A 25,349-nucleotide genomic window follows, 5' to 3' on the forward strand; every position below is an offset into this window, starting at 1 on the left:
CTTAAAGTAATTGCGCTAAGTATTTCTCCCAATATTGCATATCTTTGTGCTCTTGCTTGCTTTTATGCCATTGAATTTGAAGAATCGTTTGACTAATTACGTACCATTTCATTCGTTTTTGAAGGTTATCTGATAGCTCAATACCATAGGCTTGTAGCCACTCTTCCCAATTCTGCTCAGGAATGTACCAGTATAGAAGCAATCCAAGATCAATGGCTGGGTCTGCTATCATAGCACCGTCCCAGTCTATTAAATACAACTGCTCCTCTTCATTGAGCATCCAATTATTATGATTGACATCGCAGTGACAAACAACGTAATCGGTAGGGTGTACGGCTGCTAGATCTCGCTGCAGATATCGAACAGCCTGCTGAATCAATGGAATTTTCATCAATTCCACGTCAAGACGCGAGTAAATATCCTGAAGCACATGCTCAGGTAATAGCGGCACTTTCCCTAATCGTTTCAGCATATCTAACAATTCTTTCGAATGATGAATCTTACTTAATAAAGCCGTCACTTTTTCAGATGCCATGTCTTTTGGCTTTAGTTCACGACCTTTTAACCAATGTTGAGCCGTGATCACATCACCATTCTCCATCCGTCTTGTCCACACAAGTTTCGGTACAATTCCCTCTGCCGAAAGAACTGCCAAAAAAGGAGAAGAGTTTCGCTTCAGAAAAAGCTTACGCTCACTGTTTTGAGCAAAATAAGCATCTCCTGTGGCACCACCAGCAGGTGTGACTTCCCAGCCGCTTCCTAATATATTTTCCAACCAATTCACCTTCAATTTTAACTCACACATTTCATTTAAGGATTTCGTTTTCACTTAACTTATCTTTGTTTCATATGTCTATCTGATCGTCATTGTTTATTAAATAAAAAAGACGGCTATTGAGCATATCTATATCAATAGCCATCATCTATAGATTTTAGCTCTATTGTACTTTTCGCGTCAAGTAGTTGTCAGGTAATTTATTGATAAAGTGGCGCTTTGCTCACTCTCTTCCTAAAATCAGGACGCTAAGAGGTGGGACTTTGTAAGAGGATACCACCTCTTCTTCCTCTCCCTTTTCAAAAAAACGTTGATCTTTTACTAACACACGCCAGCGGTGATGATCGGGGAGTGAAAATTCTTGCTCTTTTAGATCATTATTAAACGTTAGCAAGAGCTCACTCCATTGACTAAATTCTTTTATATGCGTCAAATGATAGGCAATGACAGGTTCAGATGTCTGTAAAAACCGCACGTGCTGTTGGATGTGCGAACGGCTCGGAAGACGTAGCGCCATTTCTTGCTTTCGAAAGCGTATGAGTTTCTGAATAAATTGAACGTTTTCATCAAATTTTTCGCGCCTTTGCCAATCAATCTGGTTAATATAATCGGGGTCCTTATAGCTATTTTCCACCCCAAATTTGGTTCGATAAAATTCTTGTCCGCTATGCAAAAACGGAATGCCCTGAGCGAGTAACACCATTGATGTTGCGAGCGTATGACGCTTTTGACGAACGATTTCGGTTTCGTAATGATTACATTTGCTCATCTTATCCCAAAGCGTGTGGTTATCGTGTGACTCAACATAGTTAATACTTTGGAACGGCTCGGTAAAAAGGTATTTTCCGTATTTTTCATAGGCGACGCTTCCACTTAATGATTGCTTGACATCGTTTTTACGATGGAGATGTCCAAGCGCATACCCCCGATCATAAATATTAAATGTACTGCCCTTCACACAATCCCGAAACTGATCATTAAACTGTGCAATTCTAGGAATTTTATCTGCGTTGTAAAGCGTCGCTTTTCGATCATACGGAAGCGGAGTATTAAGGTCCCAACCTTCACCTAAAAGTAAAATAGTTGGATCAACTTTGTCTGTCAACGCTCGAATCGCATTCATCGTTTGAACGTCCAATATTCCCATTAAATCAAATCGAAATCCATCGACGTGAAATTCGGTGAGCCAATAAGTAATAGAATCGATTATGAATTTTCTCACCATATTTCGTTCTGATGCAAGATCATTTCCAACTCCGGTCCCATTTGACGGCATTCCGTAGTAATCATGTCGAAAATAATAGCCAGGAACAAGCTTCTCAAACGATGACGTTTCACGAACGTACACATGGTTATACACGACGTCCAAAATAACCCGCATACCGTTTTGGTGAAGAGCGCTAATCAATTTCTTTAATTCATTCACTCGTGCGTAACCATCGCTTGGATTTGACGCATAGCTACCTTCAGGAACATTGAAATACAGCGGATTATATCCCCAATTATACTCTTTTAAAGGGTCCGTTTCGTCCACGCCACCGTAATCATTCACAGGAAGGAGTTCAATATGAGTAACGCCGAGCTCTTTTAAATAAGTAATACCTGTTGAGTAGCCGTTTGATGTGGCCGTGTTTTCTTCCGTAAATGCATTGTACGTTCCTCTTGCCTTTATCCCACTATGTGGGGAGATCGAAAAATCACGTATATGCGTCTCATAAATAATCGCATCCGTTAGAGCTGCTAGAGGAGGTCTGGGGGCAATCGTTTGTTTTGAACGCGATAAATCAATAATTATCCCATATTCACTGTTTGCGGTAAGCCCTCTTGCATAAGGATCTACGGCTTCTGTCCACGTACCATTTATCCGAACAAGATACGTATAGAGATAACCATCTAAGTGCTTAGGCTCACACCACGCCCATACTCCCTTTTCACCTCTCATCATCTCTCTCAGCTTCTCCTCTTTCGTTTCAGGATGAAGAATCTTTGCTTTCGCTTCGGTTGCACTCGGTGCCCATAGCTTAAACACTGTTTCTGTCTTTGTTAACGTAACACCTAAATCTGAACCGGTATAGAAAAATAGTTGATCAAATTCTGGTGTGCGAATAACTGCTCCAATTTGCAGATCTGTTCGCCTAGACCTTGAATCAATAATTTCATACGGCCTTCCAATTTCAATGGGGAGAGTAGTAATACATTCATATTTTTGCATATTAGGAAGATGGATCGTTCTCGCAATCGGAAGTTGGACCTGTTCATTTTGTTCCATTAAAAAAAATGCGGTGGGCATTTCCTCTTCATAAGGTACTAAAATAGTGACTGTATCCATTGTATCTAGATAAGCTTCAAACTCACGTTTGGTGACGTCCATATGCTTCAGTCCTTTAATCGCAATAAAGTTATAAGCAATTAATGCTTTTTACTTTTACTATTGTATTCTATGTTTACGCTCTCGATTGTTGAAAATCCTCTGTGCGTTTTCATTTGTACTAGTATAAACAACTTTTATTGATTTCTATCACCACTCCCAGACAAACAAAAATACCCCTCTTAATCATGAGGGATACTCTTCTCATATTCGAGTCTCTGCGGTCGTTTGACTGTTTTTTAATAACGCATTCGCCGCCTTTAATTGACTATGCTTAAGAGGTGACACTGATTTTCGCGCTTTTTGAAACCATTTATCGTAGCTTCTTGCATCCACTAGCTCAATTCCATATGGTGGAGTTGGGCAGTCGAAATAACCATTTCGACTTAATAAAATGCGCTTAATTGGGATATCTAGACCGTTTGCTTCGTACAGACCTTGCACCACGCTCCCCATTCGATTGAGACTGAGAAGTGGATTAACGATTTTCTTTTGTTTCTCTTGAAACAGCTCCGTCCAAAAACGATCTTTCGAATATTGAAATACGCTTCCCTGGCGAGATTCCACAAGCGAAATGCACCACGTTTCCATCGGAGTAAGAACGATAATGTCTACTTCAACCGTTGCTTTTCTCACAACGAAAATAGGCTTATAGAGTATAAGGTATGTGTCAGGAAAACGTTGAAGCAAATAACGAAGCACTGAATCATGGTAAAAGCGGCGATCAACGTTTGAAATTTCAAACGCAGTAGAGCTTGCCCATTTAATTTGCATCTCCAATAAATTTTCTAAAAACAATACCTTTGCATCCTCGATCGTCTGTGGTTCTGTACTATATACGTGAAGGTCTTGGTCAACAGATTCGGGCTGTAAAAATACGTCTTCCTCCCCAGCCTCTTCAACTTCTTCTTTATTTTCTTTTTGAAAGTATCCCTTTATCGATTGGAAAAGTGATGCCTTTGGCTCTTCACTCTCCTCTTCCTCTTCATGCGGAAGAGTTAAAAACATCCCTGAATCAAACAGCATTTTGGCATGTTTCCAGTTTTGCTGTTTCAATCGAATAAATCGAGATGGGTATTCGTAAATATGTTGCTCATAACGTGAAATATAGTCTTGTAGCTTTAATAGCTGTGCCATGTTAATCTTCCCCTGATTAATTTTATGTACATTCTTCTCTCCCTCTTACTTATCGGATGTTGCAAACCTATTTTCATGAGTCATAACGCTCATCTTCTACACCGTTTATAAGGCGGCGTTATTTCCAAGTAAAAAAGTCTCCACCGCTTCGTATTTAGGCTGACGATCCATGTGAATACGATACAAATAAAATGCCTCAACGGAAAAAGATGAAGGAAAAATAGGCTGCTTGTGTTCATATTCTTTGATCGGAAAAGGCTCTTCACCTTGCCACTTTTTCGCAATGGTTACATGCGGCATATAAGGTCGGTTATCCGTTTGAAAACCGGAGTCATCACAAATCTGCTTTACCCTGCTTTGTAACTGATTCAATAGTGGCTCCTGCTCCACTCCAAGCCATAGTATACGAGGAGTCTCCTCTTTTCCAAATGTGTGCAGGTGCTTTGTCGTTAAGTCAAAAGCCGAAAAGCCTTGAGCGAATTCCTGTAAACGATACGTTAAACGCTCTAACGTTCTCGAATCGGCTTCTCCTAAAAACGAAAGCGTAATATGATAATCCTCAAGATGCGTCCATTGCTTAAAAGGCAATTGGCGCATTTGGCTCGATTTCCACTCTGTTAATTCCATTTGCAGCTTTGATGGTAGCGGAATCGCAATGAAAAAGTGTGTATGGATAGTCAACGATTTTCACTCATTTCTACAAATAATAAGGACTTTTATTCATATGTATTACCCCTATGATAACAGGATTATGAATTATTTTTATTATAATGCACATTTCTTTGGTCTATTACTATAAAAATACGGCTCTTCTTAAGAGAGAACGACATCCATTTCGCTTTCGTGCTCGATGAGAACCTATAAATGGGGCAAGATATGTTAGTATGGAAGATATACTTTAGAAAAAGGAATGAGCAGAAATGAAAGTCGTACAAAACATGGCCGATTTAATCGGCGAAACGCCTCTCCTTAAATTAAATAAACTCCAGCCTGAGGGAGGCGCTTCTGTTTATTTAAAGCTCGAGTTTTTTAATCCAAGCAAAAGCGTAAAAGACCGCGCAGCTTTTAACATGATTATCGAAGCCGAAAAGGCTGGGTTATTGTCAGCCAATTCTACAATTATTGAGCCGACAAGTGGAAACACAGGGATCGGACTTGCGATGAATGCAGCCGCGCGTGGATATAAAGCGATTTTAGTAATGCCCGACACGATGAGTCAGGAACGTATTAACCTGCTAAAAGCATATGGTGCTGAAGTGGTGCTAACACCAGGGGATGAAAAAATGCCAGGCGCTATTCGTAAAGCAGAGGAGCTTGCAAAAGAAATTCCTCATTCTTTTGTACCGATGCAATTTAGTAACGAAGCAAATGCAGATGCTCACAGAAACACTACTGCACTTGAAATCGTTGAAGCGATGAAGGAAATCGGCAAAGACTTGTCTGCATTCGTCGCAACAGCAGGAACAGGTGGAACAATTACCGGAACAGGCGAAGTATTAAAAGACCATTATCCTGACTTAACGGTGCACGTGGTGGAGCCAAAAGGATCTCCTGTCCTAGCTGGAGGAAAACCTGGAAAACACAAATTAGTCGGAACAAGTCCAGGATTCATTCCGAAAATCTTAAATCAAGATGTCTATAATGAAATTATGCACATTAAAGATGAAGAAGCGTATGACATTACAAGAAGACTTGCGGCTGAGGAAGGTATCTTAGTTGGTCCATCTTCAGGAGCGGCTTGCTTTGCTGCGTTGGAAGTCGCAAAGCGTTTAGGTCCAGATGAAGTCGTTGTATGTATTGCATGTGACACTGGTGAACGTTACTTATCAACAGATGTATTTTCGTTTTGAGCACTAAAAAGAGAGAATCCTTGACGGGCTTCTCTCTTTTCTTATTAAACGATTTTTCTTTTCATGCGATTACGCAGCTTAATTTCTTGAATTCGTCGGTACTTATTTTCTTTCATGCGCTGGTGAGTACGTTTTTCTGGATCAATGACGTAGGCAGACACGTCTCCTTTGTAGGATATCTTCTTAAACATCGCACGCAGTTCCTCATCTTTAATACGCCACGTATGACTTGAAGTATTCGCTTTTCGAATGATTAAATAATCGTATTGATCCCCCGCATAAATACGAAACCCTGCCTCAAGAGCTGCTTTTTGAAACTCGGTATCGGAGCGATTTGGTAGGTGCGGAAATTGCACGCTTTCAAATACCTTTTTTTGAATGAGCATGCTTGAGTCTGCCACATGTGGTACATATTGATTAACTTTTTTCCCTCCCGTTGACAGGAGTTCTTTGCTTCCCTCTAGGTAATAAAAGCATTCTTTTTTCCCTACAATGGCAGCGTTGGTCTTTTTCAGCACTTTCATAGAGCTCTCAATAAAAAACGGGGAATAGTAGTCATCGTCATCCAATTTGGCAATCACATCGTACGTTGCTTGATCGACTGCGAAGTTTTTACACTCCCCGACCGTCACGCTCTGAGGAACTTGATATACCTTCACATTCTGATATTGTGAAGCTTTCTTTTTCCATTTTCTAATGTTCATCTCATCATTGTTCAGAACAATAATAAGCTCCATATGACCATTCCATCGCTGACGCTGATAATTATCAAATACTTCGTTCATTAAATGATCTCGCATCGTACAGGTGATAATGGAGACACCTTTCATTCCTTATCCTCCTCTCTCTTCGTATAATAATTGAGATACCACTTTACAAAATGTCCTACCCCTTCTTGAACGGACGTTTTTGGAACATAGTTAATCACATTTTTCAATGCTTCAATATCAGCATATGTTTCCGGAACGTCGCCTGGCTGAAGCGGCAAAAATTTCTTTTTTGCTTTTTTCCCTAGCTGTTTTTCAATTTCTTCGATAAAGTCTAGTAGCGAAACTGGCGAATGGTTGCCAATATTAAATACTTGGTATGGTGCGTAGCTTGAACCTGCATGAGGAGACGTCGCATCCCATTCATTATTTGGTTTTGGAGGAGCGAGAAGCAGGCGATGAATACTCTCTACTACATCGTCCACATACGTAAAATCTCGTCTCATTTGACCATGATTATAAACTTCAATTTCTTGTTCATTCAAAATCGATTTGGTAAATAAGAAAAGAGCCATATCAGGGCGCCCCCACGGACCGTAAACCGTGAAGAATCGCATGCCCGTTGTAGGGATTTGATAGAGGTGACTGTAGGTATGAGCCAATAGTTCATTGGACTTTTTCGTTGCTGCATAGAGGCTGATAGGATGATCAACATTGTCACTTACGGAAAACGGAAGGGTTTTATTCGCTCCATATACGGAGCTTGACGAAGCATAAATTAAGTGGTCGATTTTATAAGAACGACAGGCTTCTAGTATGTTTAAAAACCCCACAATATTAGATTGAACATAGACATCAGGGTTTTCAATGCTATAGCGTACCCCAGCCTGTGCAGCTAAATTAATGACAATTTGTGGCTTGTGATGATCGAATATGCGAAAGATCCCCTCTTTATCTTCTAGAGAACATTTTATGAAGGTAAAGCCGTCTTGGTTCAACATCTTTAACCGATCTTTCTTTAAAGAAGGGTCATAATAGTCATTTACACTATCAATTCCGATTACTTCATGTCCTTCTTTTAATAGCCGCTTGGATACATGAAAGCCAATAAATCCAGCAGCACCTGTTACAACGATTTTCAAGCGCATACACCTCAATTTATATATAGTATTAAAGAATGAGCTTCTTTTCTATCGAACGGTCATCATAGCAAAATACAGCTCTTTTTCATTAACGTCATGTTTTGCTTCTTCATATACTATTGAGTTTATGCGCAATTGGCGCTAGTCATCTATCTTAAAAAGCTTGTTTTCATGATAAAAATAGGAGCATGTCTATCTAATGACAAGGATTTCAACAAGAAGCAGCTTTTCCTCTGAAAAGCTGCTTCTCTATTTAGATGATCAATTATTCAATTAGGTCCTGATAAGCCAACCGCAAGCAAGAGGAAAAATAAAAGTGTCGTTGTCAACCCTAGACAAAGAACGTTTAAGAAAACGGTAAACCACTTCATACTTTTAACCTTTGTAAAAAAGCTCCAAACAAATGTAATTACAAAGCCAAGATCGACAACCGCATAAATCCAAATGGGAATCCATAAATTCATATCCGGTCCTCGTAGAAAAAAAGCAGCAACCCCCATGCCAATTAAGATCACCGTGATAAGCAGTGGAAGCGTCTCTTTTTTATTCACCTCGTATGAATTAGAACTCATAGCCATCCTCCGTTCTTTGACGTGATTCAAGCTTCCAGATGACAAGAATTAATCCTAGTCCTATGAGCGTCATTATGCTAAAACATCCGTACATCACTGTAATCGAGTAGCGCTCGATGATTATGCCACCAAAAAAGGCACAAAACCAGCTCCCTAGTCCGTTTCCAACAGCAGAGTATAAGGAAACAGCTGTTACTTTCACTTCATTCGGTGCAATGGATCGAACATACTCAAGAGCAGAAGGAATAAAGAGACCAATTGAGATTCCTTGTAAAATCGTCGTTGCATAGACAAGAGCAAGCGGAGGTTCAATGAAATAAAAGCCCCATCGAACGAAAGAAGTAGCACCCGCTACACATAAAATTTGCATAATACCGAACTTTCGTATGACCAGACTTGAAATTTTCATAAAAGGCGCTTCGCTTCCTGCTGCTAGTAAAAACGCAATCCCAACGCCCGTTAACGTGCCGCCGATTGTTGTAATATACAACCCAAAATAAAAATTATTGGCAAAAATCGGACCAAATACTAAAAACGTGGTCATTAAAAACAGTACAAACTTAGGAATCCGAAACAGCTTGGCAACTCCGCTTCTTACATTTACACGCATTGTTTGACTTTCCTTCGGTAATTGCCAAGCAAAAGCAGAAGCAATTAATAGAGAACAAGCAAACACATAAAAAATAATATGTAGACCAAATTCTTCTGAAAGTCTTCCAACGATTAAAACAGCAACCGCAAATCCTACAGCTCCCCACAAACGAATAGAGCCATAGTTTCCTTTTGTTCGCTGAACATAATTCAAGGAAATACTATCTGATAACGGAACCAATGAGCTTTGAAAAAAGGCAAGCAGCGCAGCGACAAATAAAATCATTGTATACGCATTCATAAATGAAAAGGCAATGCCCATTGCCGCCGTAAAAATGAGCGTAACGGTTAGAACTACCCGTGATTTTTGTGTATAATCTGCAAGCACTCCCCATAGCGGCTGTGCGAAAATCATCACAACCGGACTCATCGAGGTAATCATTCCAATCTGTGTTCCTTTTAAATGAATAATATCTGTTAAATAAACGGTCAATAAAGGAGAAAAGCTGCCAATACCAAAGAAAATCATAAAATAATAACTGCAAAAAATAAGCTGTGTTACATTTCTCTGTTTCTTAATTACGACTTCCATTCTTGTAAGTCACCTTCTATTCGTTAAGTTAACAAGCTCTGCACATATTAAAGAACCGCCCTCAAGCTGAGAACGGTTCTTTATATTTTACCATATTTTCCATTTGTTGAAAGCGTTTATTTTGTGAGTTCTAAAATGGCTTGAGCATAGATAGCCGTCGCTCTTAGAAGATCTTCAACCACCATATATTCATCTTTTTCATGAGCAAGTTCCTCACGCCCTTCAAAAAGCGGACCGAACGCCACCCCTGCATCTAAAGCACGGGCATAAGTCCCCCCACCGATTGCAAGGAGCGTTGCTTCTTCACCTGTTTGCTCTGTATATACCTTTTGCAACGTTTGAATTAACGGATGGTTTTTATCTACATGATGTGGCTTAGAATCTGAAAAGTTCTGAATTTCCATGTTAAATGAAGCACTATGAGATTTAATTGACTCCACAACTTTATCGATATCCGCTGTAACAGGATAGCGCGTATTCAGCCCAAGCTTTCCGCCCTCTTCTTGTGAATATCTTAAGATCCCTACATTGATTGTTAGATCGCCAGTGATATCATCACGATAAGCAGCCTCTAACGCTTGTCCTAAAGTATCTCCAACAAGATAACGATTTACAAAATCTACGTATTGTTTACCTTGCTCATCTAATTGAATCGTTTGTAAAAAAGCATTTAGCAGTAAACCTGCATTTTTACCTTTTTCAGGTACGCTTCCATGTGCCGATACGCCCTGTAGTTCTAGTGTTAGTTGCTTTTGATCCATGCTTGTTTTTCCTTGTAACTGCTTTTCCTGCAAGAAGCTGTTAAAACGCTCTTGAATATCTTCAACTCCCTCTTGTACATCTAACATTGCTTTTGCGAAATCTGGAACCATGTTGTAGCGACGACCAGATTCTAATACCGTTAACGTCACGGAACTTGGTGCTGCATCTTTTGATGGTGCTTGTACAAGATCAAAATCAGCGATTCCTTTTTCGGCATTAATAATAGGGAAATCTGCGTCTGGCGCAAAGCCCATTTTCGGCATTTCTTCATGCTTGAAATAATGATCCACACACTGCCAATTGCTTTCTTCATCTGTTCCGATAATCATACGCACGCGTTTATTTAGTGGAACACCAAGATCTTTGACAATTTTCATCGCATAGTAAGCTGCCATTGTAGGACCCTTATCATCAATCGCTCCACGAGCATAAATTTTACCGTCTTTGATTTCCCCTCCGTACGGATCAACAGACCATCCATCTCCTTCAGGAACAACGTCAATATGACAAAGGATTCCGATCACATCTTCTCCTTGGCCAAGTTCAATATGTCCGGCATAGCCATCAACATTTTTAACGGTAAAGCCATCTTGCTCACCTTTATGTAATAAATGCTTCAATGCTTGTGCAATTCCTTCTCCAAACGGCGCTCCTTCTGAAACAGTAGTTTCATCTAAAACACTTTTAATTTTCAGAAATTCTTGTGTAGATGTTAAAATTTCATTTTCTCTTTTTTGGACTTCTTCAGACCAATTGATATTTGTCATATGGATTACTCCTTTAGCACAGTATTTTCTCGTTCAAATGTATCATATTTCGTATAGAAAACAAACTTCTTGTCCTTCATGTTTCCCCTTGTCGATGAAGGTTTTTTTCACAAATAAAGTAAAAAACAGGAAAATACAATTCTAAATTTTCTGTTTTTTATGTATAATGTTAGTAACAGGACGTAAAAGGGGTGATTGTTACAGGGAAATTACATAATTATCTCATTTGTTTGTAAATATTATGTGAATTAAGGTTTTCCACTTTTATTTTTACGTCACTTGTGTATACAATAGTAGTGTAAAAACTTCATACATGTGTTTGACATCTGAGAGTGGAAGTCAGTTATGCCTTGCGAAAAATGTATAAGGAAGTGGTTTTTTGAAGCCTTCAACAAATCGCATGCTAACTCGCATTAAATCTGTTTACATGTTTATTCGTAAAAAGGGAACTGTTACCACGCAAGAACTGGTAGATGAATTTGGGATTACACCTAGAACCATTCAAAGAGATTTAAATGTACTAGCGTATAATGACTTGGTTCATAGTCCTACTCGAGGCAAATGGTCCGCTACAGAGAAAAAAGTTCGGATGTCATCATAAAACGTGAAGTAGTTTGTGATGAAGATAACATATGAGAGTGAATGTAAAAGTAGAAATTGAAAATAGAAAGGAACCTTCTTAATCAGGTTCCTTTTTTTTGCGTTTCTTTAATTATTTCCTTTTAACAGCTCGATTTCTTCTTCATCAAGCTCTCGGTATTCCCCAAGCTCAAGATCTGGATCTAGCTGTAGTGATCCCATCGAAAGTCGTTTTAAATACGTTACCTTCTTCCCTACCGACTCAAACATTCTCTTTACTTGATGAAATTTCCCCTCAACGATTGTAAGCTCAATTTCAGAGGTATCACCTGATGCTAAAATTGTCAGCTCTGCGGGTTTTGTCAAATAACCATCATCAAGCGTCACACCTTTCGCAAAAGCCTTCTGATCTTCTTCCGTTACAGGTGCATTAATTGTTGCGTAATACGTTTTAGGCACATGCTTTTTCGGTGAAAGCAGCTGATGAGAGAGCTGTCCATCATTCGTCAGCAGCAGGAATCCCTCTGTATCTTTATCCAAGCGTCCTACAGGGAACGGCTGAAATACGGCATCTTCAATTTCTAATAAATCGACTACCGTTTGATGCTGATGATCTTCAGTAGCAGAAATAACACCAGGCGGCTTATTCATCATTAAATAAACAAATTCCTTATACACCACCACTTCGTCATAAACCGTTACTTGCTGCTGATTAGGGTCGACGTGCTGCTTCGCATCCTTCACCCTTTCTCCATCTACTTTAATCGCTCCGGACTTCAACAGTCCCTTTACTTCTTTTCGGCTACCATAGCCGACGTTAGCGAGAAGTTTATCAATTCTCATTCTATTACGTCCTCCTTCTTTATTTACGAAAGAAAGCGGCGCAGAACATATCCTTTCTGCACCGCTTTTTCTTTTGATTTATTTGTGCTTCATTCAAGAAGCTTTTGATACTTTTTTTCGAAGTAATCTGCGTTGAATGACTCCAACAATTCGACTACCCATTACCTTCTCAAGAAGACCTGTTCGATATGTGAGTATACCATATACCGCTAGTCCAACTACCGCTCCTGCGATTGTGATAATTCCTGCTGCTATTCTTCCGTCTTCATAGTTCACAGCGAAAGAAAGTAAGAATTCGACAATCCAAACCGCTAATCCCATCAAAGCAGCAAAAGCAAACATTAAGACCGTTCGCTTCCAAAATACCGTTGCCTTGTATTCCGCATTGTTTTGAATCATAGCAGATGTGTATACAATGGAGATAACATACCCTAATGCCGTTGAGACAATCGACCCTGTACCACCTAACCACATGATGAACAGTGAGTTAGTGGACATTTTCACAATTAGACCTACGATTAAGCTAATAACCGCATACTTTTGCTTATTAATACCTTGTAGAATCGCCGCGTTTACGGTGAAGTACGAAAACAATAGCGCAACTGGCGCGTACATCATCAGAACAAATCCGCCGTCTTTACTTCCCGTGAACAAGAAATTGTATGCTGGATACGCCAATACAATTAAGCCCACAACAGCTGGAAGTACTAGAAACATGATCGTCTGGTACGTTTGATCAATTTGTTTTTTCAACAAATCATATTGACCACTCGCGTATGAACTTGTAATGGTCGGAACAAGTGTTAATCCAAAAGCCGTAGCAAGTGATACTGGAATCATAATGAGTTTTGGAACCCATGATTGAATAATTCCATACATGTACTCTGCTTTGTCAGCCTGTCCAGCTGCGACCATCGCCTTGTTGAATGTAAATTGATCGATGTACTGATAAAGAGGAATTGCTAGACCAATAAAAACAAACGGTCCGGCATAAGAAAAGAGCTCTTTAAACATTTGCATAGTCGTCATTTGTGCTGGCTCGACGCTTTGCGCCAACAGCTTATCTAAGTGTGGCTTGCGTTTTTTCCAATACCAAAATAAAACGGCTAATCCAGCTAGTGCACCGATAAATGCACCGAATGTCGCAAAGCCAACCGCAAGCGCCATGCTGCCATGAAACACTCGCATAACAATATATGTGGACACGAGTAAAAAGACAACGCGTGCTAACTGCTCCACTACTTGAGAAACAGATGTTGGTCCCATTGATTGATGTCCTTGGAAAAATCCGCGGATAATACTCATCATTGGTACAATAATTAGCGCGACACTTACCATCCGAATAACCATCGTTACATCTGCAAGAGAGTTATTAAGCTCTTGATTTCCAAGCGTTGCTTTCGCGAGGAAAGGAGCCATAATATACAGAAATGCAAACGTAACAAGTCCCGTTATGAACATCATCTTAATTCCAGCACGGAACATTCGCCTGCTCGTATAGTAGTCTCCAAGCGCATTATATTTTGATACAAATCGCGACACGGCCATCGGAACGCCCATCGTCGCAATACTTAAGTAAATGGCATATTGATTATAACCATAGCCAAACAGTGCTCCACCCACATCCTACAAGTGCAGCGAACGGAAATAAATAAATCATACCTAAAATTCTTGAAATATACGTGCCTAACGTTAGGACAAACGTTCCACGCAATAGTTTTGATTCAGACATGGATTTGCCTCCAATAATAAAACTTACATATTGATGATAGTGATAACATTGAAAATAAGCAAGTGACAATTTAAAATAAGTAGAATGAAAAGATATTCTAGCCCATTTTATAAGAAAACAATCATTTTGTCAGGTTCAATGAAAGTGGGCATTGAAATGAGGTTATGAAGAACGTGAAATATGATGTGGTAGTGATTGGAGGAGGACCTTCTGGATTAATGGCCGCTATTGCTGCGGGTGAGTCCGGGGGGAAAGTCCTTCTATTAGATAAAGGAAATAAATTGGGACGGAAGCTCGCCATTTCTGGTGGTGGTCGCTGTAATGTGACGAACCGTTTGCCAATTGATGAGCTCATCAAACACATTCCGGGGAACGGACGATTTTTACACAGTGCCTTTTCTGTGTTTAATAATGAAGATATCATTCGTTTTTTCCAGAATCTTGGGATTCAATTAAAAGAAGAAGATCATGGACGAATGTTTCCTGTCACAGACAAAGCTCAGTCAGTGGTAGATGCACTTATCGGTGAATTAAAACGCTTAAAAGTGACGGTGCGCACGAATCTTCCGGTCAAAGAAGTTCGTTATACAGACGAAGCAGTTTCCTGCGTTGTGCTACAGAACGGTGAAGAAATCCAAACGAACAGTGTGGTGATTGCAGTAGGTGGTAAATCCGTTCCACACACCGGGTCAACTGGTGATGGCTATGCGTGGGCAGAAGCTGCAGGTCATACGATTACAGAGCTTTTCCCGACCGAAGTACCGATTGTTTCAAACGAAGCATTCATTAAAGGAAAAGTACTTCAAGGGCTCTCACTGCGCGATGTTGGTGTCAGTGTGCTAAATAAAAAAGGCAAACCCGTCATTACGCACCAAATGGATATGATTTTCACCCATTTTGGGGTTTCAGGACCAGCTTCTCTTCGCTGCAGTCAGTACGTTGTAAAGGAACTAAAAAAGCAAAAGAGCTCGCAAGTCATGATGAGCATCGATGCCCTACCAGATCAACGAGAAGACGCTATTTTTCAACAGATTGTGAAGCTGTTTAAGGAAGAACCAAAAAAAGCGAGCAAAAATGTTTTAAAGGGGTTCTTACCTGAACGTTATTTGCTATTTTTACTCGAACAAGCAGACATCGATATGCAAGCGCCTGCGAACCAAATCTCACATGAAAAATTGCGCCATTTTGCAAAGCTATGCAAAAGCTTTACGTTTAACGTTCACGGAACGCTTTCATTAGAGAAGGCATTTGTAACGGGTGGTGGTGTATCTGTCAAAGAAATTCATCCGAAAGAGATGGCTTCAAAATTTATGAACGGTCTTTACTTCTGCGGAGAAATTCTAGATATTCATGGATATACAGGTGGTTATAACATTACCTCTGCCTTAGTGACAGGCCGCTTAGCTGGAATGAACGCAGGACAATATGCAACAACAAACTAAACAAAAAAAGGCATGAAGCTTATTCATGCCTTTTTTCTTCGTACATCACAAGTGCTGAAAAACAATAGATTTGTGAGCCGTCCATATCCTTCCCTACCGCTACTTGATATTTAATATCCGTGATGCTTTTGTGAGGAAGAGATTGCAAAAACTCATTTAAGACCTCTTCTAAATCCTGCTCATGCTCCTCATCAAAAATTTTCACCCTCATCTTCCCTCAACACCATCCTAAATCACAGTCTTCAACGTACTGAATTGGCTCTTGTGCACAATCGATAAGCTTTAAAATTTGGTTATCTTCATATTCATACCCTTCTATCATGTCATAGACTTTTCCCTCTTCTAAAAATTTCACGGTGCCAATTCTTTCTTTTTGCAGATAGAGTTCTACGTAGTCATCTCGAACTTTCGCAATAACCTTGTCTGTGACATTCATGATATGAATCATACTCATGCACATCCCTCCTTTTCTTATGTTTACGACCAGATTTTAAAATTATGATTGTGCTCATTTGTGAACATGAAGGAATTAAAAAAGAGACCTGCTTACAAGCAAGTCTCTTCATCGTTCTTATTCTACTTTTCCGTGCCAGTCAAGCATACCACCTACAAGATTTCGAACATTGTACCCTTGATCTTGTAAATACATGCATACATTCTCACTGCGTTTTCCAGAACGACAAATGAAAATATACTCTTTATCTTTGTCGAAGTAATCCACATTCGCTGGAATATCCCCCATTTTAATATGCTTTGCACCTGGGATCATTCCATCTGCCACTTCTTCGTCTTCTCGTACATCTACAAGTAAAACAGGCTCTTTTTTCTCTAGTTTTTCCTCTAGCTCATCCGTTGTAATGACTTTTACTTCTTCCACGCTGATCGTTCCCTTCTTTATATAGACTATGTGCATATTGTAGCAGAATGAGCAAAGCACATTCCACTTCTATCGCCTAAAAAGAAAAAGAAGGTAAGTATTCACTCACCTTCTTCCGTTTTTATTTAACGCCAACCGCATCAAATGCCTGATTGACTGACGTAACCTCTTGGCTTCCTGAGCCATACAAGTCTGTCGCAGCTTGAACCGTAGCAGAACGAAGCTGGCTAAATGTTGCATTGGCTGTTAAATACTGCGTTAGCGTTCGGTATAAAATCTTTCCAAGCTTATCAGATCCTACGCCTTGTACCGTGACACCGTAGTGCGTTCCACCTTGGCTTAACAAATAAGCCGCTTTGTTGACGATTCCACTATTCGTGTGAACTCCACCGTTGTCCTGTGTACCCGTATAACGCTTTGAATAATGATCTGGATCTCCGTATTTTGTCGGATCTGACATTGAACGAAGTGCATCTCCTGATGTTTTTGGTGTGTACACATCTTCACCGATTTCCCAATCTGGGTTATCATTCGCCCAAATTTCTGCTAGCGTTCCAAAAATATCAGAAACCGCTTCGTTAATGGCACCGGATTCGTTTTGATACACAAGTCCAGCCGTATATTCTGTCACTGCATGCGTAAGCTCGTGTGCCGTTACATCTAATGCACCTGATAGCGGTACAAAGGTTTGACCGTCCCCATCTCCGTACACCATTTGTGATCCGTTCCAGAACGCATTGTTGTAGCTTCGTCCATAGTGAACCGTTGATTTCAGAGCTGCCCCCTTATTGTCATAGCTATTTCGCCCAAATACATTTTTATAGAAATCGTACGTCACTCCTACGTAGTAGTGAGCATCAACAGCTGGTGCATCATAGGTTGCAAATAATTGATTATCGGCATCTGCCCATAGCGCACCAGGGATTTGCTGACGATTTTTTGCATCATACGTAAAAATACCATTTCCTCTTGTGCTATCCTGCAAATAATAGGAATTAGAAGAAAGCGTCGTATTAAGCGTTCTTGTTGCGCCTAAAACTCCCTTTCCGCTACCTGTTGCTGCTGTTCCCGTAACCGATGGGCCTTGCTTTGCCTGATCAAGCTCATTGAATTTTTCAATGATTTGACCATCCCTAGCGTTAACCATGTACGTCCAGTTTCCAGGGGCAGGACTTAAGAAGTTAAAGTTGACCGCGTAAGCTAACTGCGGTTTTCCGCCCTTCGAAACAATTACGAGATTAGAAGTTGGCGTTTTTTCATAACTTGGCGAACTCTTCAGAAGATTTTTCAAATCCTTCTCCGCTTTGTCTTTCGCCTGTGTAGCCGTTATATTTGCTTTTTTATTGACGTCTTTACTTGTTTCAAGATTAGGAAGCAATGTACCCGACACAGCTGTTAAGGTTCCTTCCTTATTTATATGAGCCGTAATGGTTCCACCATAGATGGGAACTCCTTTATAGGTTTGCTGTAATCGTAAATAGGTATATCCTAGATCATCTACTCTTTCTTCCTTTACGACTAATGCTTTTTCAGCATCCTGATGACCTAATTTAAATAGCGCTTTGTTTTCATTAAAGTAAGAGAAAACAAGATTCTTTGGATTTTGTGCCACAAGACCTTTAGCGGTTGCAAGATTACCAGAAATAAATTCAGGTGTGTTCGTTTTGGTATTCCAGTTAATTTTTTCTTTCACATCTGCTGCTAGCGTATGATATGGAATCGAAACAGAACTGCTCAAACCTAAAACCAAACCCATTGTTAATAATCTCTTTTTCACCCTAACCACTCCCTTGATCATGTATAAGTCTTCCTCAAGTAAATGAGGATTACCTCCTAAAACGAACCCTCTCTTTCTACTACGTTAACTCTCACAAAAAAGCATATATTTTATTTTTAAAGCATATTTACAACATCAACTGCCTGAAATCCTCTTCAAAAATGAAATATATAGTAAGGAAAATAATAGCATTTTATCTATTAAAATAGTATTGAGAAAATAGAGATTTTCTCCCTTTCTAACTACTTTAGAAAATATTTTTTAAAACTACTATATAATTCCAAAGAATCAGGACTTTTTTCACTTTAATTTTCTGATTTTTTTGCGACATAATGTTATATAAAGATAAATTAGAAATAACTTGAGAAAATGGAAGAATTATATACCTGTAACACCTATATTTTTAATCAATTTTCTCAATATAAAAAAGGGAGTTGGGAATTGATTATGCACCTCCTAGAGGATAATATTAGTATAAACCTTGGAACTTTAATTGCTGCTACTCGTCAGGAGCGAGGGCTTACCCAAGATGAGCTAGCAAAAGGTATTTGTTCAATTCCTTATCTGAGCAAGCTAGAAAATGATAAAATTGAACCAAATCAAGAAATTGTTTCATTGCTTTTGCAACGACTTGGATTTTCGGTAGATCAGCTCATCCAAGAACAGCAGCAGTTAAATGTGGATATTTTAAAGTGGTATCAGGCAATCCTCGAACGAGATGATGCAAATATCGAATCTTACCACGATCATCTTACAAAATCTACCAAAAATATTCAAAATATTTCATTAATTCATAACTTTAAGCTAGCAAAGCTTCGCTATTCCTTATATAAGCAGGATGCGATCGCCGCTAAGGAATTAATCAAATATTTTACCAAGCTAAAGAGCAAGCTAACGCTCTCACAGTCCTTATATTTTTATTGTTTTTACGGGATTTACTATTGCATCATTAATCAACACGAAAAAGGAATTGAATCATTTAAAGAAGCTGAAAAGATTAGTCAACGCTTACGCTATGAGGAACCTGAGCTTATTTATTTTCTCGCTCTTACATACAGCCATTTGTATAATTCCTCCGTTGCCATTGTGTACGGATTCCGAGCGCTAGACTTACTGAACAACAGTTCTCAATTTTTACGCAGTATTGACTGTCAGCTCATTATTGCTACCAACTTATACAGAATTGGGCAATATGATCAAGCTGAGCAGTATTTGCAAAATACGCTGAAAATTGCTCATTCATTAAAACTCGATCATGTTCGTACGATTGCCTATCATAATTTAGGAAATCTCTACGTAAAGCGTGGAGAATTAGAGAAGGCCCTTGGTTATTATCAAGAAAGCTTAGCCATTAATGATCCAAAAGCTGACTCATCCTTCTACACTACTTATTGCATTGGAGAAATTTACATCGAACTTGGTCAAATCGAAAAAGCAAAGGACTTAATTGGTCATGCGATGAATAAGCTGAGTCTTTTAAATCCCAAAAGCTCACTTCTTTTAAAATTAGAGCTTCTAAAACTTGAAATACTGGGAAATGATCAGCAAATTGAGCAGTTTCTCGAGCACAAATCTTTACCATTATTCCGTGAAAAAAGTGATTGGCGCTATTTAATTGATTGCTATGAAAAATTAGCAAAGATCAATGCCAAGAACTTTCTTTATAAAAAAAGCAGCCATTATTTTCAGCTAGCGAACGACACACGCAAGAAAATAATGTATTAATTTAAAGGGGGAAAAGGAACATGAAAAAATTATTAGCATGTTGTGTATTAACGGCTCTAGGATTTGGAGTAGGTCTAGGAGTAACAGGCGTACATCAATCTGCAAAAGGTGATGACTTATTACCTCCGTACTCTACTGATCCAGTGCACGTAGCAAAAGGTGACGACTTATTACCTCCATATTAATAAAAAGAGGGATTTCCAAATTGGAAATCCCTTTTCTTTATTAGTTTGCTACGATGTTAACAAGTTTACCTGGAACGGCAATAACCTTGCGAATTGTTTTTCCTTCGATTTGCTGCTGAACACTTTCATCAGACATCGCAATCTCTTGCATCTCTTCACGAGAAGCTTCTGTTGGAATGCTTAACTTCGCACGTACCTTTCCATTCACTTGAACAACAATCTCTACTTCGTCTTCTACTAATTTAGCTTCGTCATATGCTGGCCAAGCCGCATATGTGATTGATTCAGCATTGCCCATTTTCTCCCAAAGCTCTTCTGCCATATGAGGAGCAACTGGTGCTAGAAGCTTCACAACACCTTCTACATATGCTTTTGGTAAAACATCTGCTTTGTATGCGTCATTAATGAAGACCATAAGCTGAGAAATACCCGTATTAAAACGAAGACCTTCGTAATCTTCCGTTACTTTTTTCACCGTTTGGTGATACACGCGTTCTAATGTTGCATCATTGCTATCTTGAACTTTTTCACTTAGCGTGCCGTCTTCGTTAATCAATAAACGCCATACGCGATCCAAGAAACGTCGTGCTCCGTCTAATCCATTTTCTGACCAAGCGATCGATGCTTCAAGAGGTCCCATGAACATTTCGTATAAACGAAGCGTATCTGCACCGTGACTTTCAACAACCGCATCAGGGTTGACAACATTCCCCTTTGACTTACTCATTTTTTCGTTATTCTCACCTAGAATCATTCCTTGGTTGAATAGCTTTTGGAACGGCTCTTTTGTTGGTACTACGCCAATGTCATATAAGAATTTATGCCAGAAACGTGCGTATAACAAGTGAAGAACCGCATGTTCTGCTCCTCCGATATAAATATCAACCGGAAGCCATTCTTGTAGTTTTTCTGGCGATGCTAATTGCTCGCTGTTTTTCGGATCAATGTAGCGCAGGTAATACCAGCAGCTACCTGCCCATTGCGGCATTGTATTCGTTTCACGACGACCTTTTTTCCCTGTTTCAGGATCAACCACATTCAACCAATCTGCAATGTTCGCAAGTGGTGATTCACCTGTTCCTGATGGCTTGATTTCAGTCGTTTGTGGCAACACTAACGGAAGTTCTGATTCAGGAACCGTTGTGGATGTACCATCTTCCCAATGAATAACAGGAATTGGTTCACCCCAGTAGCGTTGGCGACTAAATAACCAATCACGAAGACGGTACGTTACTTGTTTTTCGCCCTTTTTATTTTCTTCTAACCATGCGATCATTTTTGTGATGGCATCTTCTTTATTAAGACCGTTTAAGAAGTCAGAGTTTACATGTTCACCGTCACCAGTGTATGCCTCTTTTTCAACGTCTCCACCTGCTACTACTTCTTTAATTGGTAACTCGAACGTCTGAGCAAACTCGTAGTCGCGCTCATCATGTGCTGGAACCGCCATAATAGCGCCTGTTCCATAGCTCATTAATACATAGTCCGCAATCCAGATTGGCATTTTCTCGCCGCTCACAGGATTAATGGCATAAGCGCCTGTGAATGCACCTGTTTTTTCTTTCGCAAGATCTGTACGCTCAAGATCACTCTTCATTTTTACTTTATTTAAATAAGCTTCAACCGCTTCTTTTTGTTCAGCTGTTGTAATGGACTCAACTAATGAGTGCTCTGGCGCTAGAACCGCATACGTTGCACCGAAAAGTGTATCTGGGCGAGTTGTGAATACGGTGAACGTCTCACTTGTTCCCTCGATGTTAAACGTTACATGTGCCCCTTCCGAACGACCGATCCAGTTGCGTTGCATATCTTTTAAGCTCTCAGGCCAATCTAATTCTTCAAGATCTTCTAATAAACGATCAGCGTACGCCGTGATTTTTAACATCCACTGTCTCATTGGACGGCGCTCTACTGGGTGACCACCGCGCTCACTTTTCCCATCAATTACTTCTTCATTCGCAAGCACTGTACCAAGTGCCGGGCACCAGTTTACAGCAACTTCGTCCACATAAGCCAAGCCTTTTTCATAAAGCTTTGTAAAGATCCACTGTGTCCATTTGTAGTAATTAGGGTCTGTCGTATTTACTTCGCGATCCCAATCATATGAGAACCCTAATGCTTTAATTTGACGACGGAATGTATCAATGTTCACCTGTGTAAAATCAGCTGGATCATTACCTGTATCTAATGCATATTGCTCAGCTGGTAAACCGAATGCATCCCATCCCATTGGATGAAGAACGTTATAGCCTTGCATACGCTTCATACGAGCAAGAATATCTGTTGCCGTATACCCTTCTGGATGACCTACGTGTAAGCCTGCCCCAGATGGATAAGGAAACATATCTAACGCGTAAAAGTTATCTTTCCCTTTATCTTCAGTCGTTTTGAACGTATGATGTTCATCCCAATACTTCTGCCATTTTTTTTCGATGTCTTGATGTTGAAACGTCATTTTATTTCCTCCTTAAAATTCGACAAAATCAACGCAATAAAAAAACCCCTCATCCCTAAAAGGGACGAGAGGATTGTTTATCTTCCCGCGGTACCACCCACATTAGTACAACATATGTACTCACTCAAATCCTTAACGCGGACGGAAACGGCAAATGTTACTGTTGATTCACATTTGCAACTCAAAGGCGAGTTCATGAACGTTCGTTTACTGACTTGCACCGACCGCCAGCTCTCTATGCATACGTTTCGTTCACTACTACTCCTTTTCAAGGTTGTTCAAATTTAGATGTTAATTTTATTTTAAATAATATGAGCTTAAACTGCAAGTTGTTCATTTAAAATTTTAGACGAAAAAAAATCAATCTATACTACCTGCTAGGTTTTTACGTCCGTTTCCCTTATAGTAGAGGAGAAATTGAAACAAAGGATGGGATAATTGATGAAATCTATCGTGGTATTGAATGGTAGTGCCCGTAAAAACGGTAATACCGAACAATTAGCAGCTCTTGTTACAAAAGATCTTGATGCTTCTGTTATTCACTTAGCAGATTTAAACATCAAACCTATTGAAGATAAACGTCACACGGAAGAAGGATTTACGCCTGTGGATGATGATTATAATGACGTCATTCAACAAGTACTAAAAGCAGATATTTTAATTTTTTCTACCCCTGTTTATTGGTACGGAATGTCAACGGCAATGAAAACGTTCGTTGATCGCTGGTCACAAAGCTTACGTGTACCAAATCTCTTCTTTAAGGAAGAAATGAGCAAAAAAGAAGCTTACGTCGTGACATGCGGGGGAGATCAGCCAAAGATTAAAGCTCTTCCTCTAGTTCAGCAATTTAAATATACCCTTGATTTTGTTGGTACAGCACTTACCGATTACATTATCGGTGAAGGAAATCAACCTGGTGATGTGCTCAACGACAAAGCGGCATGTCAAAAAGCTGCGATGATCAATCAACAGCTTCGTTCATTTAAGTAAAAAAAAGTATCCTAGCCTTGTAAGGTTAGGATACTGATATTACTTCTTGACGAGTAGCTTTTTTCAGCTTTCGATCATAAATAGAGGTTGTTACGATTGAAACAAGTAGAAAGCCAATTAACACATAGAACATAACGTTAATATTAAACGTATCCACTAAAATCCCACCAAGTAACGGGCCAATCATTCGCCCACCTGTAGCCGTACTGTTCACGATTCCTTGATAGAAACCTTCTCTTCCTTTTGGAGCTAGCGTATTCGCGATGGCCGGAACAGCTGGCCACACTAGCATCTCACCAATAGTTAAAATAATCATCGCAACGAGAAAATGTGTGAACGTCTCTGCTTTTGCCACCATTAAAAAAGAAACGATGAAAATGGATAACCCGATCATGATCTGTACTTTAATTTGTTTCTCTAAAAACTTAAGCGCAGAGTTAATAATCGGCTGACCAAGCACAATAAGCGCTCCGTTAATGGTCCATAATAAACTGTATTGATCGAGGGAAATATCGAGATGTCTCGTATGAGTGGCAATTGTAGACTGCCACTGTACATATGTTACCCATGCAAGCAAATACCCTACACACAGCGTCATTAATGCATGGAAGTTCGCTTTGTTGCGAACCGTGCTTTTTTCCGTTAGCACACTCGCCTGCTTAATAGATGTAGCGCTGATTTGTTTGTAAAAGAAAAATGCGACTAAAAAGAACAAGACATACATACCTGCATTTGCAATGAAGATGTATTCAAAGGAGAATGAAGCGACTACGCCACCGAGCGCTGCTCCAATGGCTACTCCTGCATTTTGAGCTATGTAAATAGCATTAAATGACTTTCTTCCACCTTCTGGCCAAACCGTTCCAGCCATCGCATACATAGATGGGAATACTACACCTGAACCGAACCCTACAATGGTTAGAAATACAACGTAAAAGAGCCAATCATGATTGATGACCAATCCAATTAACGCCACAAGCGTAATGATAATTCCTGTTAAAACAGATTTGTATCCGCCAATTTTATCAAACAACGTTCCACCGACTAAGTTTCCAACTACGCTAGCAGCAGAGTTAAGCATTAAGACAATACCCGCTACAGATAGCGATTTGCCGAGATGTTCATTAATATAAATCGTATTAAGCGGCCATAAAAAAGAGGCTCCTGTTACGTTCACAAACATACCAAGAACCAACAGCCAAACTGCCTTTGGCATCTTCATACCTTTTCCCCCTCCTATTTTATTTTTATCTATTGCGTCAAACACAGCAATACACCTAGTCATACTGTGCAATTTTTATGTGTCAGATTTGCTTCCAAACCAACCTAAATTGTAGTTCTTTTAACGACCTTTTTCAATATGGCAACGTGTATTCTTTTTATAAGGAATTTTTAGTTTTTTATAAACTTACAGCACATTCAATTTCTATCCATTTTTTTCTTTTTATAAGAGAAAGATTCTCCCTCACATACCGCCTGTT

Annotated in this window: 22 protein-coding genes, 1 pseudogene and 1 other annotated feature; of the genes and pseudogenes, 6 read left to right on the top strand and 17 right to left on the bottom strand. The window is 39.6% G+C overall.

The genetic code is table 11. From position 1 onward, the window contains the following. Window position 1 precedes the first annotated feature (1 nt). The 4 genes from IE339_RS20755 to thpR all read right to left on the bottom strand — a co-directional run bounded on the left by IE339_RS20755 (window position 2) and on the right by thpR (window position 4,961). Entirely contained in the window at window positions 2–775 is a 774-nt protein-coding gene (locus tag IE339_RS20755; RefSeq protein ID WP_053400804.1) for a phosphotransferase family protein, read from the bottom strand. 223 nt (window positions 776–998) lie between these two features. Then, the gene (pulA, locus tag IE339_RS20760; RefSeq protein WP_242170814.1) at window positions 999–3,146 is read right to left on the bottom strand and encodes a type I pullulanase; all 2,148 of its coding nucleotides are present in this window, start codon (window positions 3,144–3,146) and stop codon (window positions 999–1,001) included. A gap of 201 nt (window positions 3,147–3,347) precedes the next feature. Beyond that, window positions 3,348–4,280, bottom strand: a complete 933-nt coding sequence (locus tag IE339_RS20765) for a nuclease-related domain-containing protein (protein ID WP_242170817.1) — start codon at window positions 4,278–4,280, stop codon at window positions 3,348–3,350. Between the two features lie 105 nt (window positions 4,281–4,385). Then, window positions 4,386–4,961 carry an RNA 2',3'-cyclic phosphodiesterase gene (gene thpR, locus IE339_RS20770; RefSeq protein WP_242170820.1) on the bottom strand — a complete coding sequence of 192 codons (576 nt, stop codon included), beginning with the start codon at window positions 4,959–4,961 and terminating at the stop codon, window positions 4,386–4,388. 239 nt (window positions 4,962–5,200) lie between these two features. On the opposite strand from thpR, the gene cysK reads away from it, so the two are divergent. Then, complete coding sequence (gene cysK, locus IE339_RS20775; RefSeq protein ID WP_242170823.1) at window positions 5,201–6,130, top strand: cysteine synthase A; 930 nt, start codon at window positions 5,201–5,203, stop codon at window positions 6,128–6,130. A 44-nt stretch (window positions 6,131–6,174) separates the two neighbouring features. Here cysK and IE339_RS20780 read toward each other — a convergent pair whose 3' ends face one another. The 5 genes from IE339_RS20780 to pepV form a co-directional block, all read right to left on the bottom strand. Further along, window positions 6,175–6,960: a glycosyltransferase family 2 protein gene (locus IE339_RS20780; protein ID WP_242170827.1), complete on the bottom strand. Its 786-nt coding sequence runs from the start codon at window positions 6,958–6,960 to the stop codon at window positions 6,175–6,177. Next, complete coding sequence (locus IE339_RS20785; protein WP_277933924.1) at window positions 6,957–7,979, bottom strand: NAD-dependent epimerase; 1,023 nt, start codon at window positions 7,977–7,979, stop codon at window positions 6,957–6,959. Before IE339_RS20785 ends, IE339_RS20780 begins: the two co-directional genes overlap by 4 nt. 269 nt (window positions 7,980–8,248) lie before the next feature. Then, the gene (locus IE339_RS20790) at window positions 8,249–8,551 is read right to left on the bottom strand and encodes a hypothetical protein (RefSeq protein ID WP_242170832.1); all 303 of its coding nucleotides are present in this window, start codon (window positions 8,549–8,551) and stop codon (window positions 8,249–8,251) included. Continuing rightward, window positions 8,541–9,734, bottom strand: a complete 1,194-nt coding sequence (locus IE339_RS20795; protein ID WP_242170833.1) for an MFS transporter — start codon at window positions 9,732–9,734, stop codon at window positions 8,541–8,543. The genes IE339_RS20790 and IE339_RS20795 overlap by 11 nt, the downstream gene beginning before the upstream one ends. A 116-nt stretch (window positions 9,735–9,850) precedes the next feature. Continuing rightward, window positions 9,851–11,263: a dipeptidase PepV gene (gene pepV, locus IE339_RS20800; RefSeq protein WP_242170836.1), complete on the bottom strand. Its 1,413-nt coding sequence runs from the start codon at window positions 11,261–11,263 to the stop codon at window positions 9,851–9,853. Window positions 11,264–11,642: 379 nt separating this feature from the next. On the opposite strand from pepV, the gene IE339_RS20805 reads away from it, so the two are divergent. Beyond that, window positions 11,643–11,864 carry a DeoR family transcriptional regulator gene (locus IE339_RS20805; RefSeq protein WP_242170838.1) on the top strand — a complete coding sequence of 74 codons (222 nt, stop codon included), beginning with the start codon at window positions 11,643–11,645 and terminating at the stop codon, window positions 11,862–11,864. Window positions 11,865–11,971: 107 nt separating this feature from the next. Here IE339_RS20805 and IE339_RS20810 read toward each other — a convergent pair whose 3' ends face one another. Together IE339_RS20810 and IE339_RS20815 are read right to left on the bottom strand one after the other, a co-directional pair. Next, window positions 11,972–12,685, bottom strand: a complete 714-nt coding sequence (locus IE339_RS20810) for a pseudouridine synthase (protein WP_242170840.1) — start codon at window positions 12,683–12,685, stop codon at window positions 11,972–11,974. A 93-nt stretch (window positions 12,686–12,778) separates the two neighbouring features. After that, window positions 12,779–14,417: pseudogene (locus tag IE339_RS20815) on the bottom strand (putative polysaccharide biosynthesis protein). 173 nt (window positions 14,418–14,590) lie between these two features. On the opposite strand from IE339_RS20815, the gene IE339_RS20820 reads away from it, so the two are divergent. After that, window positions 14,591–15,859, top strand: coding sequence for a BaiN/RdsA family NAD(P)/FAD-dependent oxidoreductase (locus IE339_RS20820; protein ID WP_242176263.1), 1,269 nt, complete (start codon window positions 14,591–14,593; stop codon window positions 15,857–15,859). A gap of 19 nt (window positions 15,860–15,878) precedes the next feature. On the opposite strand, the gene IE339_RS20825 is transcribed toward IE339_RS20820, so the two are convergent. The 4 genes from IE339_RS20825 to IE339_RS20840 form a co-directional block, all read right to left on the bottom strand. After that, window positions 15,879–16,070 (bottom strand): sporulation protein Cse60, encoded by a 192-nt coding sequence (locus IE339_RS20825; protein WP_053400791.1) that lies wholly within the window; start codon window positions 16,068–16,070, stop codon window positions 15,879–15,881. A 6-nt stretch (window positions 16,071–16,076) separates the two neighbouring features. Next, window positions 16,077–16,313 carry a DUF2553 family protein gene (locus IE339_RS20830; RefSeq protein ID WP_053400790.1) on the bottom strand — a complete coding sequence of 79 codons (237 nt, stop codon included), beginning with the start codon at window positions 16,311–16,313 and terminating at the stop codon, window positions 16,077–16,079. A 117-nt stretch (window positions 16,314–16,430) separates the two neighbouring features. Next, window positions 16,431–16,736, bottom strand: a complete 306-nt coding sequence (locus IE339_RS20835; RefSeq protein ID WP_053400789.1) for a rhodanese-like domain-containing protein — start codon at window positions 16,734–16,736, stop codon at window positions 16,431–16,433. Window positions 16,737–16,857: 121 nt separating this feature from the next. Then, window positions 16,858–18,513 (bottom strand): M4 family metallopeptidase, encoded by a 1,656-nt coding sequence (locus IE339_RS20840; protein WP_431522776.1) that lies wholly within the window; start codon window positions 18,511–18,513, stop codon window positions 16,858–16,860. 447 nt (window positions 18,514–18,960) lie between these two features. On the opposite strand from IE339_RS20840, the gene IE339_RS20845 reads away from it, so the two are divergent. Then, window positions 18,961–20,238 carry a tetratricopeptide repeat protein gene (locus IE339_RS20845; protein WP_242176265.1) on the top strand — a complete coding sequence of 426 codons (1,278 nt, stop codon included), beginning with the start codon at window positions 18,961–18,963 and terminating at the stop codon, window positions 20,236–20,238. A gap of 20 nt (window positions 20,239–20,258) precedes the next feature. Continuing rightward, window positions 20,259–20,423, top strand: coding sequence for a hypothetical protein (locus IE339_RS20850; protein WP_157052657.1), 165 nt, complete (start codon window positions 20,259–20,261; stop codon window positions 20,421–20,423). Window positions 20,424–20,463: 40 nt separating this feature from the next. On the opposite strand, the gene leuS is transcribed toward IE339_RS20850, so the two are convergent. Further along, window positions 20,464–22,878, bottom strand: a complete 2,415-nt coding sequence (leuS, locus tag IE339_RS20855; RefSeq protein ID WP_242170842.1) for a leucine--tRNA ligase — start codon at window positions 22,876–22,878, stop codon at window positions 20,464–20,466. A 57-nt stretch (window positions 22,879–22,935) separates the two neighbouring features. After that, window positions 22,936–23,159, bottom strand: a binding site (T-box leader). A gap of 160 nt (window positions 23,160–23,319) precedes the next feature. On the opposite strand from leuS, the gene IE339_RS20860 reads away from it, so the two are divergent. Next, complete coding sequence (locus IE339_RS20860) at window positions 23,320–23,868, top strand: flavodoxin family protein (RefSeq protein ID WP_242170844.1); 549 nt, start codon at window positions 23,320–23,322, stop codon at window positions 23,866–23,868. 25 nt (window positions 23,869–23,893) lie between these two features. Here the strand turns inward: IE339_RS20860 and IE339_RS20865 are convergent, their stop codons facing one another. Then, window positions 23,894–25,084 carry an MDR family MFS transporter gene (locus IE339_RS20865; protein WP_242176266.1) on the bottom strand — a complete coding sequence of 397 codons (1,191 nt, stop codon included), beginning with the start codon at window positions 25,082–25,084 and terminating at the stop codon, window positions 23,894–23,896. Window positions 25,085–25,349: the final 265 nt, after the last annotated feature.

It is taken from the genome of Priestia koreensis, from assembly GCF_022646885.1.
GTDB classification, from domain to species: Bacteria; Bacillota; Bacilli; order Bacillales; family Bacillaceae_H; genus Bacillus_AG; species Bacillus_AG koreensis_A.